This window comes from Bradyrhizobium ottawaense (assembly GCF_900099825.1).
GTDB lineage: Bacteria > Pseudomonadota > Alphaproteobacteria > Rhizobiales > Xanthobacteraceae > Bradyrhizobium > Bradyrhizobium ottawaense_A.
The window spans coordinates 366,021-381,614 of the sequence record NZ_LT629693.1; the positions used below are offsets into that span (position 1 = coordinate 366,021).

Annotated in this window: 11 protein-coding genes and 2 pseudogenes; 8 read left to right on the top strand and 5 right to left on the bottom strand. The window is 63.1% G+C overall.

Annotated features, from left to right (window positions below; genetic code table 11):
• Positions 1-37: 37 nt before the first annotated feature.
• The 6 genes and pseudogenes from BLR13_RS01830 to BLR13_RS01850 all read left to right on the top strand — a co-directional run bounded on the left by BLR13_RS01830 (position 38) and on the right by BLR13_RS01850 (position 5,548).
• Positions 38-772 (top strand): SDR family oxidoreductase, encoded by a 735-nt coding sequence (locus tag BLR13_RS01830; RefSeq protein WP_074828204.1) that lies wholly within the window; start codon positions 38-40, stop codon positions 770-772.
• Between the two features lie 148 nt (positions 773-920).
• Positions 921-1,667 carry an SDR family NAD(P)-dependent oxidoreductase gene (locus BLR13_RS01835; RefSeq protein ID WP_074828201.1) on the top strand — a complete coding sequence of 249 codons (747 nt, stop codon included), beginning with the start codon at positions 921-923 and terminating at the stop codon, positions 1,665-1,667.
• 1 nt (position 1,668) lies between these two features.
• A pseudogene (locus tag BLR13_RS39820) lies at positions 1,669-2,071 on the top strand (GFA family protein).
• Positions 2,072-2,154: 83 nt separating this feature from the next.
• Positions 2,155-2,835, top strand: a complete 681-nt coding sequence (locus BLR13_RS39825; protein ID WP_074832112.1) for a site-2 protease family protein — start codon at positions 2,155-2,157, stop codon at positions 2,833-2,835.
• A gap of 70 nt (positions 2,836-2,905) precedes the next feature.
• The gene (locus BLR13_RS01845) at positions 2,906-3,316 is read left to right on the top strand and encodes a hypothetical protein (protein WP_074832109.1); all 411 of its coding nucleotides are present in this window, start codon (positions 2,906-2,908) and stop codon (positions 3,314-3,316) included.
• A 972-nt stretch (positions 3,317-4,288) separates the two neighbouring features.
• Positions 4,289-5,548 (top strand): ABC transporter substrate-binding protein, encoded by a 1,260-nt coding sequence (locus tag BLR13_RS01850; RefSeq protein WP_074828198.1) that lies wholly within the window; start codon positions 4,289-4,291, stop codon positions 5,546-5,548.
• A gap of 151 nt (positions 5,549-5,699) precedes the next feature.
• On the opposite strand, the gene BLR13_RS01855 is transcribed toward BLR13_RS01850, so the two are convergent.
• The 5 genes and pseudogenes from BLR13_RS01855 to BLR13_RS41465 all read right to left on the bottom strand — a co-directional run bounded on the left by BLR13_RS01855 (position 5,700) and on the right by BLR13_RS41465 (position 10,943).
• Complete coding sequence (locus tag BLR13_RS01855) at positions 5,700-6,446, bottom strand: energy transducer TonB family protein (protein WP_171945004.1); 747 nt, start codon at positions 6,444-6,446, stop codon at positions 5,700-5,702.
• A gap of 41 nt (positions 6,447-6,487) precedes the next feature.
• A complete protein-coding gene (gene exbD, locus BLR13_RS01860; protein ID WP_074828194.1) occupies positions 6,488-6,955 on the bottom strand; it encodes a TonB system transport protein ExbD in 468 nt (155 codons plus the stop codon).
• A 3-nt stretch (positions 6,956-6,958) separates the two neighbouring features.
• Positions 6,959-7,918, bottom strand: a complete 960-nt coding sequence (gene exbB, locus BLR13_RS01865) for a tonB-system energizer ExbB (RefSeq protein WP_083387656.1) — start codon at positions 7,916-7,918, stop codon at positions 6,959-6,961.
• A gap of 227 nt (positions 7,919-8,145) precedes the next feature.
• Entirely contained in the window at positions 8,146-10,467 is a 2,322-nt protein-coding gene (locus BLR13_RS01870) for a TonB-dependent receptor (protein ID WP_074828192.1), read from the bottom strand.
• A gap of 256 nt (positions 10,468-10,723) precedes the next feature.
• A pseudogene (locus BLR13_RS41465) lies at positions 10,724-10,943 on the bottom strand (hypothetical protein).
• 309 nt (positions 10,944-11,252) lie between these two features.
• Here BLR13_RS41465 and BLR13_RS01880 point away from each other — a divergent pair.
• The gene (locus BLR13_RS01880; RefSeq protein ID WP_074828189.1) at positions 11,253-12,425 is read left to right on the top strand and encodes an efflux RND transporter periplasmic adaptor subunit; all 1,173 of its coding nucleotides are present in this window, start codon (positions 11,253-11,255) and stop codon (positions 12,423-12,425) included.
• Entirely contained in the window at positions 12,422-15,568 is a 3,147-nt protein-coding gene (locus BLR13_RS01885; RefSeq protein ID WP_074828186.1) for a multidrug efflux RND transporter permease subunit, read from the top strand. The genes BLR13_RS01880 and BLR13_RS01885 overlap by 4 nt, the downstream gene beginning before the upstream one ends.
• The last annotated feature ends 26 nt before the right edge of the window (positions 15,569-15,594 follow it).

Consider the following 15,594-nt stretch of genomic DNA (forward strand, 5'->3'; position numbering starts at 1 on the left):
CCTCGCAATGACGAATGAAAAACAAGGAGAGAAGACCATGTCAGACCGCCTGAAGGGCAAGCGTGCCTTCGTTACCGCTGCCGCCGTTGGAATTGGCCGCGCCTGCGCGGTGGCGTTTGCGCGCGAGGGTGCGACCGTATTCGCCACCGACATCGACGAGGGCAAACTTGCCGCGCTGAAGAGCGAAGGCATTGCCGAAGTGGCAAAACTCGATGCCCGCGACAGCGCGGCGGTGGCCGCGATGGCCAAGCGCGCCGGCAAGACCGACATCCTGCTCAACGCGGCCGGATTCGTGCACCACGGCACCGTGCTGGAATGCTCCGACGAAGACTGGGACTTCTCGTTCGACCTCAACGTCAAGTCGATGCACCGCACGATCCGCTCGTTCCTGCCGGGCATGCTGGAAAATGGTGGCGGCGCGATCGTGAACATTTCCTCTGCGGCGGGCGTCTTCAAGGCGGCGCCCAACCGCTACGTCTACGGCGCCACCAAGGCCGCGGTCGCGGCGCTGACGCGCGCCGTCGCCGCCGACTTCATCACCAAGGGCGTGCGCTGCAACTGCATCTGCCCCGGCACCATCGAGACGCCCTCGATGCTGGACCGCGCCGCGGCCGCGGGCCCCAACGGCCGCGAGATGTTCATCGCGCGGCAGCCGATGGGCCGGCTCGGCACCGCCGAGGAAATCGCCATGCTCGCCGTCTATCTCGCCAGCAACGAAAGCGCGTTTACCACCGGCGTTGCTCACATCATCGACGGCGGCTGGACGCTGTAACTCACCCCTCATCCCGAGGAGCCGCGCCCGCGCGGCGTCTCGAAGGATGGGCCACGGGCCACATGGTTCGCCCGGCGATGCGAAGCATCGTCCGGAGACGCGCAAGAGCGCTCCTCACCATGAGGATCTTCAACCGAAAGGATCTCGCATGAACAAGATCGATCTGAACGGCCGCTGCGCCATCGTCACCGGTGGCGCCCAGGGTTTTGGCCGCGCCATCACCGAACGCTTCGTCGCCTCCGGCGCCAAGGTCGCGATCTGGGACCACGACCTGCCGTTCGCGGAAAAGACCGCGAAGGAAATCGGCCCCAATGTCACAGCCTTCAAGGTCGACGTCTCCGACCTCGCTGCGGTTCAGCAAACGACCGACGCAACGCTGAAGGCGCTCGGCAAGATCGATATCCTCGTCAACAATGCCGGCATTGCTGGCATCAACAAGACCGTGTGGGAAACCGACCTTGCGGAATGGCGCAAGGTGATGAGCATCAATCTCGACGGCCCGTTCATCTGCTGCAAGGCGGTGGTACCGGCGATGCTCAGGCAGAAGTACGGCCGCATCATCAACATCGCCTCGATCGCCGGCAAGGAAGGCAACCCCAACGCCGCGCATTATTCGGCCTCGAAGGCCGGCGTGATCGCGCTGACCAAATCGCTCGGCAAGGAGCTCGCGCAGCACGATATCCTCGTCAACGCGGTGACCCCCGCGGCGGCCAAGACCGCGATCTTCGACCAGATGACGCAAACCCATATCGACTTCATGCTGTCGAAGATTCCGAAGGCCCGCTTCGTGCTGGTGGAGGAACTCGCGGCGATGGTGGCATGGCTGGCGTCGGAAGATTGCGCCTTCTCGACCGGCGCGGTGTTCGACATTTCCGGCGGCCGCGCGACTTACTGACGTGGGCGGGACCCGGGAAGGCGGATGCCTGTGCGGCGCGGTCAGGTTTCGGACCGAGGGCGAGCCGCTCAACGTCCGCATCTGCCATTGCCGCACTTGCCAGAAGGCGATGGGCTCGCCGTTCTACGCCCGTGCGCTGTTTGAGCCGCGCGCGCTCCACGTCGAGGGCGAGACCGGGCGCTATCCGTCGTCGGAAACACTCCATCGCGAGTTCTGCAAGGCCTGCGGCACCAGGCTGTTTTCGAGACGCACCAACGGCACCGCGGTCGGTGTAGCGCTCGCCACCTTCGACGACCGCAACGCCTTTGCGCCGACCGCACATCTGGGTCTCGGAGAAGATCGAGTGGGTGCGGATCGGCGATGGTCTGCCGCAACATCAATACGGGCTGCCGAAGGTGCCATAGCCGGGGCGTTCCGGCCTGCCGCTCCCGGATTGCGCTTCGCTCCATCCGGGCTACGATGCCGGACAACTTCAGGGGCCATCAGATTGAACATCTCCTTATATGACGTCTCGGTCTGGGTGCTCCCGCTCGTCATTGCCATCACCTTTCACGAGGCCGCCCACGGCTTCGTCGCCCACCGCCTCGGCGACAACACGGCCTTTGCGCTCGGGCGGGTCAGCTTCAACCCGCTGAAGCACATCGATCCCTTCGGCACCCTGATCCTGCCGGGCATTCTGCTGCTGTCGCATTCGCCGTTCCTGTTCGGTTATGCCAAGCCGGTTCCGGTGAATTTCCGCAACCTGAACCATCCCCGGCTCGACATGGTCTGGGTGGCGCTCGCCGGCCCCGTCACCAACATCATCCTGGCGCTAACAGCGGCGTTTGCGTTCCACGCCCTGCCCTTCGTTCCCGCCGACGCCGCGAAATGGACCGCGGACAACCTCAAAAACGCGTTCCTGATCAATATCGTGCTGGCGGTCTTCAACATGCTGCCGATCCCCCCGCTCGACGGCGGTCGGGTGGCGGTCGGGCTGCTGCCACGGTTCCTGGCGTACCCGCTGTCCCGGCTGGAACCCTATGGCATGCTGATCCTGATCGGCCTGTTGATCCTGCTTCCGATAGTGGGAACGCAGCTCGGCCTAAATCTTGATGTTATTTCGGCGATACTGCGGACAGTTACCGGCTATGTGATCGGCGCGCTTCTCTTCCTCACCGGCAACGCCTAATAAACCGGAGATAGAAACGACGGGTGCAGGAAAGAACCGGCTTGGGGCCATGGCGATAAAAGCTGCCGACATGTTGATCGCACGACGCGCGGACACCCGTGCGAGGGCAGACTTTGCGACCTGGAAAATGCTGGCCAAACTCAACGGCGCCTCCGCTTTGCCCACCGAGGCGCAGAACTTCCTGGTCAGCTACAAGCAGATGCTCGGCAAGATGACGGATGCAGAGGCTTCCGAGGCCACCATCCAGCTCATGTACAAGAGCTATTATGCCGAGATGGGCGGCACCGGCGCGCCGCCCGAGATCCCCCCACGTTCGAGCGATCCGGCCCCGGATACCGGCAACGTCACCGCCTTCCGCCGGCCGGCGCCGAAGCCGAAGCCCACCGCCTCCGGGGCGGCGTCCAAGCCGCGGCTGCCGGTGGCGCTGATCTTCGCCTGCCTTTGCGTGGTGTATGTCGGCATCCGCTATTACTGGCGATAGCCGAGGCTTTCTGATTCAATTTTCAAACAGCGTAGCCCGGATGAGCGAAGCGATATCCGGGGCGGCGACAGCGTGGTCCCGGATGTCGCTTCGCTCATCCGGGCTACGAATTTTACTGATTCAATTCTCAAACAGCCACTGCCGTCATTGCGAGCGCAAGCGAAGCAATCCTTCGCGCCGCAACAAGAAAGAATGGATTGCTTCGTCGCTTCGCTTCTCGCAATGACGTTGAGACATGTGCGAACGCGACTCCTCATTCTCGCGGCGCAAAGCGCCCGAAGTTTTGCATTTCGTTTGCCCTCCAAAAGTCAGAGGGCGCGGGGAAGACCGGGTGCGCGCTGCACCCGCGGTCTCGCAGGCTTGATGCATAACAAGATGCGCCCACGAGCATACAGGTTCAGCGGAGAACACTCCGGCCTCCCCCACGCAATGGCTTTACGGCTTATACGCGTTCGCCCTGGTGACCGGCTTTCTTGCCACCATCATCTGCAAGAGCTTTCACCCTCACGCAACTTGACGCCAGCACCGGGACGTCAGGCCCACACGACTTCACCGTACGCAAAAGCCACGCTCGTCAGTCGCAGCCTCACGTCCACCGCATCCCACCGCACGTCGTGACGATCGCGATCGCCCCTCTGCTTGCTGCGAGACGGGCGAAGTTAAACTTCTGATTTGCCCGACGGCACAACCAGAATATCTTTCGCGCGAGGGCTGGACAGACTTTTGGTGATTTGCCCGTCGGGTTACTTTGTCGCAGGGCGAGAAATCAATCTCATTGCGCGCGCAGGCGAAGCAGTGCATGCGCCGCATCGACTGACCTGCCCCCGAGTACCGGCCCCGCTCGCCAAATTCCCCTGCAGCGGAATATCCCGCCCCCGGGCCATTGGTCGCAACGGCTAGGCGGCAGGCCGAATGCCGGGCATAATGACCGCTTCAGTTCAATGAAATACTCAAAATGTCCTTGGAGGGGAAATGAAGCGATCACTCGCAGCCTTGATTATGACCACGAGCCTGGTGTTTGCCGGCGGCGCGTTAATTGCTGGCGGCGCCTTAGTATTTGCTGGCGGCGCCTTGGCGCAAACCATGGACAAGGTCGTCAAGGTCGGAAGCCTGGGAGACCAGTCGGGTCTCTACCAGGACATCGGCGGCCCCGGCTCGTCGGTCGCAGCCCAGATGGCAATCGATGATTCCGGGTTGCTCGCCAAGGGCTGGAAGATCGAACTGATCTCGGCCGATCACCAGAACAAGCCCGACGTCGGCGTCAATATCGGCAAGCAATGGATCGACGTCGAGAAGGTCGACGTGTTCGTCGATCTCGCCAGCTCCGGCGTCGGCCTCGCCATCGCGAACCTCGCCAAGGAAAAGAACGTCGTCAACCTGAACTCCGGTTCGGCTTCGTCCGATCTCACCGGCGCGCAATGTTCGCCGAACACGGTGCACTGGGTCTACGACACCTGGATGCTCGCCAACGGCACCGGCAAGGCGCTGGTCAAGTCGGGCGGCGATACCTGGTTCTTCCTCACCGCCGACTATGCGTTCGGTCATGCGCTCGAGCGCGATACCGCCGCGGTCGTCACCGCCAATGGCGGCAAGGTGGTCGGCGGCGTCAAGCATCCGCTCAACAATGCCGACTTCTCCTCGTTCCTGCTGCAGGCGCAGAGCTCGAAGGCCAAGATCATCGGCCTTGCCAATGCCGGCGGCGACACCACCAACGCGATCAAGCAGGCGGCGGAGTTCGGCATCGTGTCCGGCGGGCAGAAGCTCGCGGGCATGCTGCTGTTCATCACCGACGTGAACTCCCTTGGATTGAAGGTATCCCAGGGCCTGAACTTCACCGAGACCTTCTACTGGGACATGAACGACCAGACCCGCGCCTTCACCAAGCGCTTCAACGAGAAGTTCAAGAAGCAGCCCCCGACCATGGTCCAGGCCGGCGTCTATTCCTCGCTGATCCATTACTTCAAGGCACTGGAAGCGCTCGGCGGCAATCCGCATGACGGCCGCGCAGTGGTCGCCAAGATGAAGGAGCTGCCGACCGACGATCCCCTGTTCGGCAAGGGCTCGATCCGCGCCGACGGCCGCAAGATCCACCCGGCCTATCTGTTCGAGGTGAAGAAGCCGGAAGAGTCGAAGTATCCGTGGGACTACTACAAGCTCATCGCCACCATCCCGGCTGACGAAGCTTTCATCCCGCTCGAGAAGAGCGTCTGCCCGCTGGTGAAGAAGAGCTGAGGTTTAAGCAACGATTAAACAGAAATGCCGGCGATCACTCGCCGGCATTTTTTGTATTCGTAGGATGGGTGGAGCGAAGCGATACCCATCGATACTGCCCGTGTGGCGATGGGTATCGCTTCGCTCCACCCATCCTACGGTTCACGCAGTCTCAGTTCTTGCCCTTGACGCGGAAAATCACCGGCACGGTAAAACTCAAGCCATCGTCCGCGACCAGCGGCGGCGGCGCCGGCACCGGATCGGAGCGCCGCACCATCGCCAGTGCCGCCTCGTCGAACGCGGGATCGCCCGAGCCCTTCTCGATGCTGGTCGAGAGCACATGGCCCAGCCGGTCCAGCGTGAAGCGGACATAGATCTCGGCGGCCTTTTGCTGGCGTTCCGATGGGTAGCGCTTGTGCTTGTCGAGATGGGCGACCAGTTCCTTCTGCCAAGTCGCGCGAATACGGCGCGCCGTTTCGCCAGTCCCGATCGCCGGCGCGATCGAGCGCGGCCCTTCCGGGATCGCGTCCGAACTCGGCGTCGCCGTGGCTTCGGCCGCAACCGACTCGGTGGAAGCGGAGGTCTGCACCGCCGCGACCTTCGGATCGTCTTCCTTCGGTTTCTTCGACTCGTTCGGCGTCACCACCCGATCCGCCTCGTCGGTCTCGGTCGGCTTGTCCTGGGGAAGTTCGGTTTCCTTCAGCTCGGCCTTCTGCTCGGCGAGCTGCGGCGACGCCATCGACGCATCGGTATCCGGCCCCGCCGGCAGGTCGGTCGTTTCGCGGCGCACCGACGCCAGTTCTAACCCCACCTCGATCGCGTTGGCACCAACGGAATCTTCGGGCTCATCGGTCTGCAGATGCGCGATGGCCAACGCCGCGCCACCGGCATGCAGCACCAGCGCGGCCACTGCGGCCAAAACCCAAAGCCGCCGGGGCGGCTTTTGTTCGTCAAGGCCGCTCACGGCCTGGCCGGCGCCGCTTGCGCCGCCGCCGCATCCGGAACGCCTTCGAGCGCCACCAGCTTGATTTTCGAATAGCCGCCGGAACGCAGGATTTCCAGCACGTCCATCAGTTCGCCATAGGGTACGGCGCGATCGGCGCGCAGGAAGACCGGGCGATCCTTGCTGACATCAGACATCGTATCCAGCGTACGGACCAGATCGACCCGCTTGACCAGGTTCTCCCCGATCGCGACCGCGAGATCCGGCTTGATGCTGACATAGGTCGGCTTGTCCGGCTTCTTCTGCGGGATTGCGGTCGATGTCGGCAGGTCGATCGGCAGATCGACGGTCGACAGCGGCGCCGCCACCATGAAGATGATCAGCAGGACCAGAATGACGTCGATGAACGGCGTGACATTGATCTCGTGCGATTCCGCGAAATCGCTGTCGTCATCGAGGTCGGTATCGGCGAGTGAAACGCCCATCGGCTACTCCGCCGCTGCGCGGGAATGCGAACCGCTGACGGAACTGACATGGGTGCGGTCGAGATCGCGCGACAGCAGCCGGCCCGCGGCGCCCGAGGCCCGGCCGACCTGCTCCATGTAGCCTTTGGTGACGCGCGCGAAGTGATTGTAGAAGATCACGGCCGGGATCGCCGCAACGAGGCCGATCGCGGTGGCCAGCAGCGCCTCGGCGATACCGGGTGCGACCACGGCCAGGTTCGTGGTCTGCGATTTCGAAATGCCGATGAAGCTGTTCATGATGCCCCAGACGGTGCCGAACAGTCCGACAAAGGGCGACGTCGCGCCGATGGTCGCCAGCAAGCCCATGCCCAGCCGAATCCGTCGCGCCTCGGCGCGCACGATTTCGCCAAAACTCGACGCAGCGCGTTCCTTGATGCCGGCGTCGCTGGAAATTCCGGCCGACATCCGCGCCTCGCGCATGGCGGCTGCCAGCAACGAAAACAGCACGCTGCCCTTCGAGCCCAGCGCGAATTGCGCTTCCGCCAGCGACCGGGCGTCCGCGATCTTGCCGAGCGCCGCGCGCAGGTTGCGCTGCACGACGGACAGTTCGATCATCTTGGCGATAAAGATCGTCCAGGTGACAAGCGACGCAAAGGCAAGGCCGATCATGACCGCCTTGACCACCACATCCGCCGACAGGAACATCGACCACGGCGAGAATTCGCGCAGCTCAACTCCGGCCGCTTTCAACAGTTTGCCTTCCCGCTCGGGCGGCGGGGCGGCCGTATCGGTCTCCGCGGGCGCGGCTGCGGCGGCTGGCGCCGGCGCGGGAACGACGGCCGGCGGCGGCACCGCTACGGCCGGCTGACCGATCGTCGCCGGCGCCTGTGGTGAGGGAACCGTGGCGCGCTGTTGAGCGACGGCGGCGGAGGCCGCGGCAAGGATCGCCGCGCCAGCCAGCAATTTAAGAATCATTCTAAACATTGCCGCTCTTTTCCTTCGCCTCGGTAGCTGCCGCTCGGCGGATCATCGCAAGGTCAATTCGGCGAACAAGCCCAAACCATAGCCCAAATCCGACGTCCAAGCCTCAATCAGATCGCGGGAGCGGCATGCCGTAACACGCTCCGGCGCTCGAAAAAAGGCGCAAGTACCCCTGCTCACGGCATCGGCATCATCCGTTTCAGGTGGCCTCCTCCGCCTGTTCCGAGCCGCTAGAATTTCGCCATCGCGGTCAGGCGGAACGTGCGCGGCTGGCCGGGCGAAATGTTGTTGTTGCTGTCGGCCGTCGCCCAGTAGCCCTTGTTGAAGAGGTTCTCGACGTTGAGCTGCACCCGCCACATCTCGTCGATCTTCGCATAAACCGCGGCATCGACGCGGACGAACCCGGGCAGCCGCACGGTGTCGTCGGAAGAGGCGAAGGAATCCGAGAAATAGATCACGCCGAGCGCAGCCGCCCAGGTCGGGTTGAACTGGTACTTGTTCCACAGCGAGAACTGGTTGTAGGGCACGAGCTGCACGCGATTGCCGGCAACGATCGTCGTCGACGTGTCACTGGTAATCCGCGCGTTCGTGTAGGCATAGCCGATCACGGACTGCCATTCGGGCGTCACGTAACCGGTCAGGGCCGTTTCGAACCCGCGGATCTTGTGCGCGCCGCTCGGGAAGAAAGTCCCGTCACCGTTCGGATTTGCAATCGGCACGTTGGTGCGAATGAGATCATAGACCGCAGCGGTCCACAGCAGCTTGGGATTGATGTTCCATTTCGCGCCGATTTCGGTGTTCTCGAATTTCTGCGGCTGCAGGATCAGGGTGCCGGTGCTCAATGCACTGAACTGGTCGCCCGACGCCGGCAGATACGAGACACTCCAGGCCGTGTACAGCGACACACTATCCACGGGCTTGACGATGACGGCCGCGCGCGGCGAAACATTTCCGTCGACCCGGTTGCGCTGGATGTTGGTATTGAGGTCGAGGGCGGTCATATCGAAACTGTCGTAACGGGCACCGACCAGGAACTGCAGCCAGCGTGTCAACTCGATCTGGTCCTGGACATAGCCCGAGGCGATATTGAGCCGGTATTTGCTGTTGGCGTCGGTTGAGATGTGATTGAAGTTGACCGGGCCGAGATAGGCGGCGTTGAACGGATTGACGATCACAAACGACTTGTTGCCGTTGTCCGGAAAGAAGCCAGAATCGCGCAGCGACAGGCCGGTCTGACGGCCGAACTCGGTGCCGAAGGCCACGGTGTGGCGGATCGGGCCCGTCACGGTCTTGTAAATGAAATCGGTCTGGTTGAACGCGTTCTCACGGGGTGTGTAGTTCTGATATGCGTTCAGCGCGAGCTGCGTCTGATCCGGCGTCACCGCGCCGCCGCCGGCCGAGGCCGGTGCGCCGGTGCCACCCGGATAGACGTTGCGGTAGCCGCGGTTGTAGTCGGAATAGATCGATCCGTTCCTGACCGTCAGCCCGTTGCCGAAATCGTGCTCGATGACGGCCATGCCGGTCTGCACCTCGACCTTGGCGCTGTTGTAGAGCGGACTGCCGAAGAATTTGGTCATGTCGCCATTCGGCGCGAACGGCGTGGTCGGATTGAACCTTGTCGCCCCGCCGACGATACCTTGCGAGGGATTGCCGCGATCGGACAGCCGGAAGTCGTGAAAGAACTCGTAGCTCAGCTTCACGGTGGTGTCGTCGCTCGGCTTCAGCGTGACCGTCGGATTGAAGCCGTAGCGCTCCAGATGGCCGAAGTCGCGGAAGGTTTCGCTGCCTTCGTAGAAGGCGTTGAGGCGCACCGCGACGTTCTCATTGACGGCCTGCCCGGCGTCGAGCGAGACGCGGCGGTCGTTGTACGATCCGGTCTGCATCGTGGCTTCGTACACCCGCGTGCCGTCGGCTTCCTTGAGCGTACGATTGACCAGCCCGCCGCCGGCGCCGCGGCCGAAGATCAGCGCGCTCGGCCCTTTCAGTATTTCGAGGCTCTGGGTGTTGTAGAGGTCGCGAAAGTACTGCACGTCGTCGCGAAAGCCGTTGACGAAGAAATTGGCGCTGGAATCGACACCGCGGATCACGAGTTCGTCGCGATTGCCTTCGCCCTGGTGGATCGCCACGCCCGGCACGTAGCGCGTCACATCGGTGACGCTCTGAAAGCTCTGGTCGCGGATGAAGTCCTTGGTCACGACCGCGACCGACTGCGGGATGTTGACCAGCGGCGTGTTGGTCTTGGTCGCGCTCGAGGTGCTGTTGGCATAGACGCCGACGGTGCCGGTGCGCGCGGCTTGCGAAACCCCAAAGCTCTTCGGCGCGGCCTGCGGTTCCGGGGCGCGCGCAGCCTGAGATCGGCGTTGCGCGCCGCGACTGGCGCGCTGCGCCGTGGGAATGCCAGTGGCGCGCCGCTTGGCCTGCGGCGGCGGCGACACTTCGATCGCCGGGAGTTGTTTTTGATTGTCGGAGGACTGCGCGCGGACCGCTGCAATGTCGCTCAACAGGCCGAGCGCCGTGCAACTGACGGAAAGCAACGCCGCTTTGGCGATCAAGTTGATTCGATTCTTCTGTGCGTTTCTTTTTGTCACTGCGTGCCCCAACCACAATTCGATCGCGTGTCATTTTGATGCGCGACGAGTTAGCCCGATGGCTTGGTACTGAGCGTGCAAAGAGCGGTCAACGCGAATACGCGCGGAGATTCTTGAATCCATCCAGATCAAAACGATTCTAATCTGCAGTTTCAAATCGTTCTAAACGGCACTTTGTAAGCGTTCTAAACAGGCCCGGGAAATACCGCTAAATCTGGCGTTACCTGCATCGGGCAACTTCGGCAGCCCCTCGATCGCCGCGCCGCGGCTTCATTCGCAAACGCAGTTGATCGACGTTGGATTGCGCGATGCGGTTGACGCGATCCGCGGTTCATGTCGGCGATGTTGGCGCCCTTCACCACGGCTTTGATCTCGTCGCCGAGGTCAGTGAGGAAGCGCAGCGGATCGGGCGAGTTGTTGGCGATGCGCGCGGACGACATCCCTTCGCGTTTCAACCCGGACCGGGATGGCGCCGGCGCGACGTGCGCGCGCAAGCCTTGCTTTGCTCCCGGCCAATGCCATGGCGCAGGAGGCGCCGGCGGACCGGCCGCCGACAGCTCCGCGCCTCGCCCCAGGCGCTATTTTCCGGATCGCGCAATCCAGAGGAGAAAACCCCGCAAACCTTTCCAATTGTTTAGAATTCTCAAGCGTTAGTGTGTGTACATATGTCGCACCGGCAGACTATATCTGACGGCCTTGGGGAACCGTTTTGAGCACCCATTCGTTGTCTTTTGAACCCATGGGACCGTATGTCGACATCGCGAACCATCCGCTGGGTGTTGCTGGCCGCGGCGATCGTCGGGCTGGGTTATTTCGGTTGGCAGAAATTCCACGGTCAGGAGCAGTCGGCACAGGCTGACGCCCAGAAGCGCGCGCCGGCCCGCGTCGCCGTCCCCGTCAAGATCGCCCCCGTCGAAAAGGCCGATTTTCCGGTCTATTTGACCGGTCTCGGCACCGTGCAGGGATTCAACACGGTGGTGGTCCGCAGCCGGGTCGATGGCCAGATCAACAAGATCGCTTTCCAGGAAGGCCAGTTCGTCAAGGAAGGCGACACGCTGGTCGAGATCGATCCGCGGCCGTTCCAGGCGGCCCTCGATCAGGCCACCGCCAAGAAGGCCCAGGACGAAGCCAATCTCGCCAACGCCAATCTCGACCTGCAGCGCTATACCAAGCTCGGCGAATTCGCGACCCGGCAGCAGACCGACACCCAGCGCTCCACCGTAGCGCAACTGACGGCGCAGATTCAGGCCGACGCAGCGGCGATCTCGAACGCACAAACCCAGCTCGATTACGCGACCGTCAAGGCGCCGATCTCCGGCGTCGTGGGCCTGCGCCAGGTCGACGTCGGCAATATCGTCAACGCCGCGACCCAGACCGGCATCGTGTCCATCGCCCAGATCGAGCCGATCGCCGTGATCTTTACCGCCCCCGAAGACCAGTTGCCGGACATCAAGGGGGCGCTGGCCGCCTCCCCGCCGAAGACGATCGCGCTCTCCACCGACGGCAAGCGCGCGCTGTCGACGGGAACGCTGTCGCTGATCAACAACCAGGTCGATACGACAAGCGGGACTATTCGGCTCAAGGCGGTGTTTGACAACAAGGACCACGCGCTGTGGCCGGGCCAGTCGGTTTCGACCCGGCTCCTGATCACAACCTTGAAGGACGCCACCGTGGTGCCCGACGATGCCATCCAACATGGTACCGACGGCCTCTATGCCTTTGCGGTCACGCCCGAGAACAAGGCCGAACTGCGCAAGATCAAGTCGACGCGGTCGATCGATGGACGTTCGGTTGTCGATGAAGGACTGTCGCCCGGCGAGCAGGTGATCACGGCCGGCCAGTACAAGGTACAGCCCGGCACACTGGTCTCGACAGCAGTGGCGAGTTCAGATCCGGCCCAGGCCAAGGTCAAACAGGAATGAGCGACGGAATCTCGGCGCCCTTCATTCGCTATCCGATCGGCACCTCGCTGATGATGGCGGGGATTCTGTTCGTCGGCCTCGTCGCCTATCCGCTGCTGCCGGTGGCGCCGCTGCCGCAGGTCGACTTCCCGACCATCCAGGTTGCGGCCTCGCTTCCGGGCGGCAGCCCCGAAACGATGGCCTCGTCGGTGGCGCAGCCGCTGGAACGTCAGCTCGCGCAGATTCCCGGCGTCGCGCAGATGACCTCTACCAGTTACCTCGGCACCGCCGCGGTAACGATCCAGTTCGATCTCAACCGCTCGATCGATGCCGCCGCCAACGACGTCCAGGCCGCGATCAATGCCGCCGGCGGACAGTTGCCGAAAAACCTCCCCTCGCCGCCGACCTATCGCAAGGTCAACCCGGCGGATTCGCCGATCCTGCTGTTGTCGGCAACATCAGACACACTGCCGCTGACCACCGTCAGCGATGCCGTCGACGCCCAGCTCGCGCAGCAGATCAGCCAGATATCCGGCGTCGCCCAGGTCATCATCGGCGGCCAGCAAAAGCCCGCGATCCGCGTCCAGATCGATCCGGCCAAGCTCGTCGCCAAGGGCCTTTCCCTGGAGGACGTGCGCGCCGCGATCGCGATCACGACTGTCGACAGCCCGAAGGGCAACATCGACGGCGATACCCGCGCCTATACGATCTACGCCAACGACCAGTTGCTCGATTCCAAGGACTGGAACGACGTCATCATCGCCTATCGCAACGGCGGCCCGCTGCGGATCAAGGATATCGGCCAGGCCGTCACCGGTCCGGAGGACGCCAAGCAGGCGGCCTGGGCCAACGGCAAGCGCGGCGTGTTCCTGGTGGTGTTCAAGCAGCCCGGCGCCAACGTCATCGAGACCGTCGACAAGATCAAGGCGACGCTGCCGCGGCTGGTCGCGGCGATCCCGCCGGCCATCAAGATCGAGCTCATCAGCGACCGTACCCAGACCATCCGCGCCGCAGTCGAAGACGTGCAATTCACCCTGCTCTTGACCATCGCGCTGGTGGTGATGGTGATCTTCGTTTTCCTGCGTAGCTTCTGGGCCACCGTGATCCCGACTGTCACGGTGCCGCTGGCGCTGCTCGGCGCCTGCGCGCTGATGTGGGTGTTCGGTTACACGCTCGACAATCTGTCGCTGATGGCGCTGACCATCGCCGTCGGCTTCGTGGTCGACGACGCGATCGTGATGCTCGAAAACATTACCCGCTATATCGAGGAAGGCGAGAAGCCGATGGCCGCCGCCTTCAAGGGCGCCCAGGAAATCGGCTTTACCATCGTGTCGATCAGCGTCTCGCTGGTCGCGGTGCTGATCCCGCTGCTGTTGATGGGCGGCATCATCGGACGGCTGTTCCGCGAATTCGCCGTCACGCTGGCGATGACGATTTTCGTGTCGATGATCGTGGCGCTGACGCTGACGCCGATGATGGCCTCGCGTTTCCTGCGCGCGCATGGCGAGACCAAACACGGCCGGTTCTACCAGTGGAGCGAAAGCGCGTTCGACGCGATGCTGCGCGGCTATGAACGCGGTCTCGACCTCGCGCTGCGCTGGAAGTTCACCACGCTGATGATCTTCTTCGCCACGCTTGGACTGTCGGTCTACCTGTTCGTCGTCATTCCCAAGGGCTTCTTCCCGCAGCAGGACAATGGCCTGATCACCGCCACCTCGGAAGCCAACCAGGACATTTCCTTCGCCGACATGAAACGGCACCAGGAAGAGCTCGGCAAAATCGTGCAGGCCGATCCCGACGTCGCCACGGTCGCGATGGCGATCGGCGGCAGCGGCCGCGCCGGCAACAACGGCAACCTGTTCATCACGCTGAAGCCGCGCAACGAGCGCAAGGCCAATGCGCAGCAGATCATCGCCCGGCTGCGGCCTAAGCTCGAAAAGGTCGAGGGCGCCCGCCTCTATATGCAGGCTGCGCAAGACGTCCGGCTCGGAGGCCGGCCGACCCGAACCCAGTTCGAGTTCACGCTGCAGGATGCAGATCTCGGCGAACTGAATACATGGGCGCCGAAGATTCTGGCGAAGATGCAGACCTTGCCCGAGTTGCGCGACGTCGCCACCGACCAGCAAACCAACGGCACCACGCTTGAGCTCAAGATCAACCGCGACACCGCCTCGCGCTACGGCATCCAGCCGCAACTGATCGACGACACGCTGTATGACGCGTTCGGCCAGCGCCAGGTGACGCAGTACTTCACGCAGCTCAACAGCTATCACGTGATCCTCGAGGTGCTGCCGGAATTGCAGGGCAGTCTCGACACGCTGAACAAGATCTATGTGAAGTCGCCGACCACGGGCGATCAGGTGCCGTTGTCGACCTTTGCGACCTGGACCAGCGTCCCGGTGCGGCCGTTGTCGATCAGCCATCAGGGCCAATTCCCGGCGATCACCATCAGCTTCAACCTCGCGCAGGGCGTAGCGCTGGGCCAGGCCACTGTCGCCGTGCAGAAGGCGATGGCCGAACTCGGCGCGCCGACGACGCTCAATTCGAGCTTCCAGGGCACGGCGCAGGCGTTCCAGCAATCGCTCGGCACCGTGCCGCTGCTGATCCTGGCCGCGCTCGTGGTGGTGTACCTGATCCTCGGCATTCTCTACGAAAGCTACATCCACCCGATCACGATCCTGTCGACACTGCCATCCGCCGGCGTCGGCGCGCTCGCCATCTTGATGCTGTTCGGCTTCGACTTCAGCCTGATCGCGCTGATCGGCATCGTGCTTCTGATCGGCATCGTGAAGAAGAACGGCATCATGATGGTCGACTTCGCGATCTCGGCCGAACGCGACGAGCATCTGGAGCCTGAGGCCGCCATCCGCAAGGCGGCGCTGCTCCGGTTCCGCCCGATCATGATGACGACAATGGCGGCCCTGCTCGGCGGCGTGCCGCTGATGCTCGGCACCGGCACCGGTTCGGAAATCCGCCAGCCGCTCGGTTACGCGATGGTCGGCGGCCTGATCGTCAGCCAGGCGCTGACGCTGTTCACGACGCCTGTCGTATATCTCTATCTCGACCGGCTTTCGAACGCGTTTGCGGGTTGGGGGCGATCGACGCCATCAGACGAAGCGGAGCGTCCGGACACGCACAGTTCGGTCAAGCAGGCGGCCGAGTGACTTGACTTTAACCGGCCAACGGCACA

Coding starts and splice junctions, on each gene's coding strand:
- BLR13_RS01830 (WP_074828204.1), top strand. CDS start 38: ATGTCAGACCGCCTGAAGGGCAAGCGTGCCTTCGTTACCGCTGCCGCC.
- BLR13_RS01835 (WP_074828201.1), top strand. CDS start 921: ATGAACAAGATCGATCTGAACGGCCGCTGCGCCATCGTCACCGGTGGC.
- BLR13_RS01845 (WP_074832109.1), top strand. CDS start 2,906: ATGTTGATCGCACGACGCGCGGACACCCGTGCGAGGGCAGACTTTGCG.
- BLR13_RS01850 (WP_074828198.1), top strand. CDS start 4,289: ATGAAGCGATCACTCGCAGCCTTGATTATGACCACGAGCCTGGTGTTT.
- exbD (WP_074828194.1), bottom strand. CDS start 6,955: ATGGGCGTTTCACTCGCCGATACCGACCTCGATGACGACAGCGATTTC.
- exbB (WP_083387656.1), bottom strand. CDS start 7,918: ATGTTTAGAATGATTCTTAAATTGCTGGCTGGCGCGGCGATCCTTGCC.
- BLR13_RS01880 (WP_074828189.1), top strand. CDS start 11,253: ATGTCGACATCGCGAACCATCCGCTGGGTGTTGCTGGCCGCGGCGATC.
- BLR13_RS01885 (WP_074828186.1), top strand. CDS start 12,422: ATGAGCGACGGAATCTCGGCGCCCTTCATTCGCTATCCGATCGGCACC.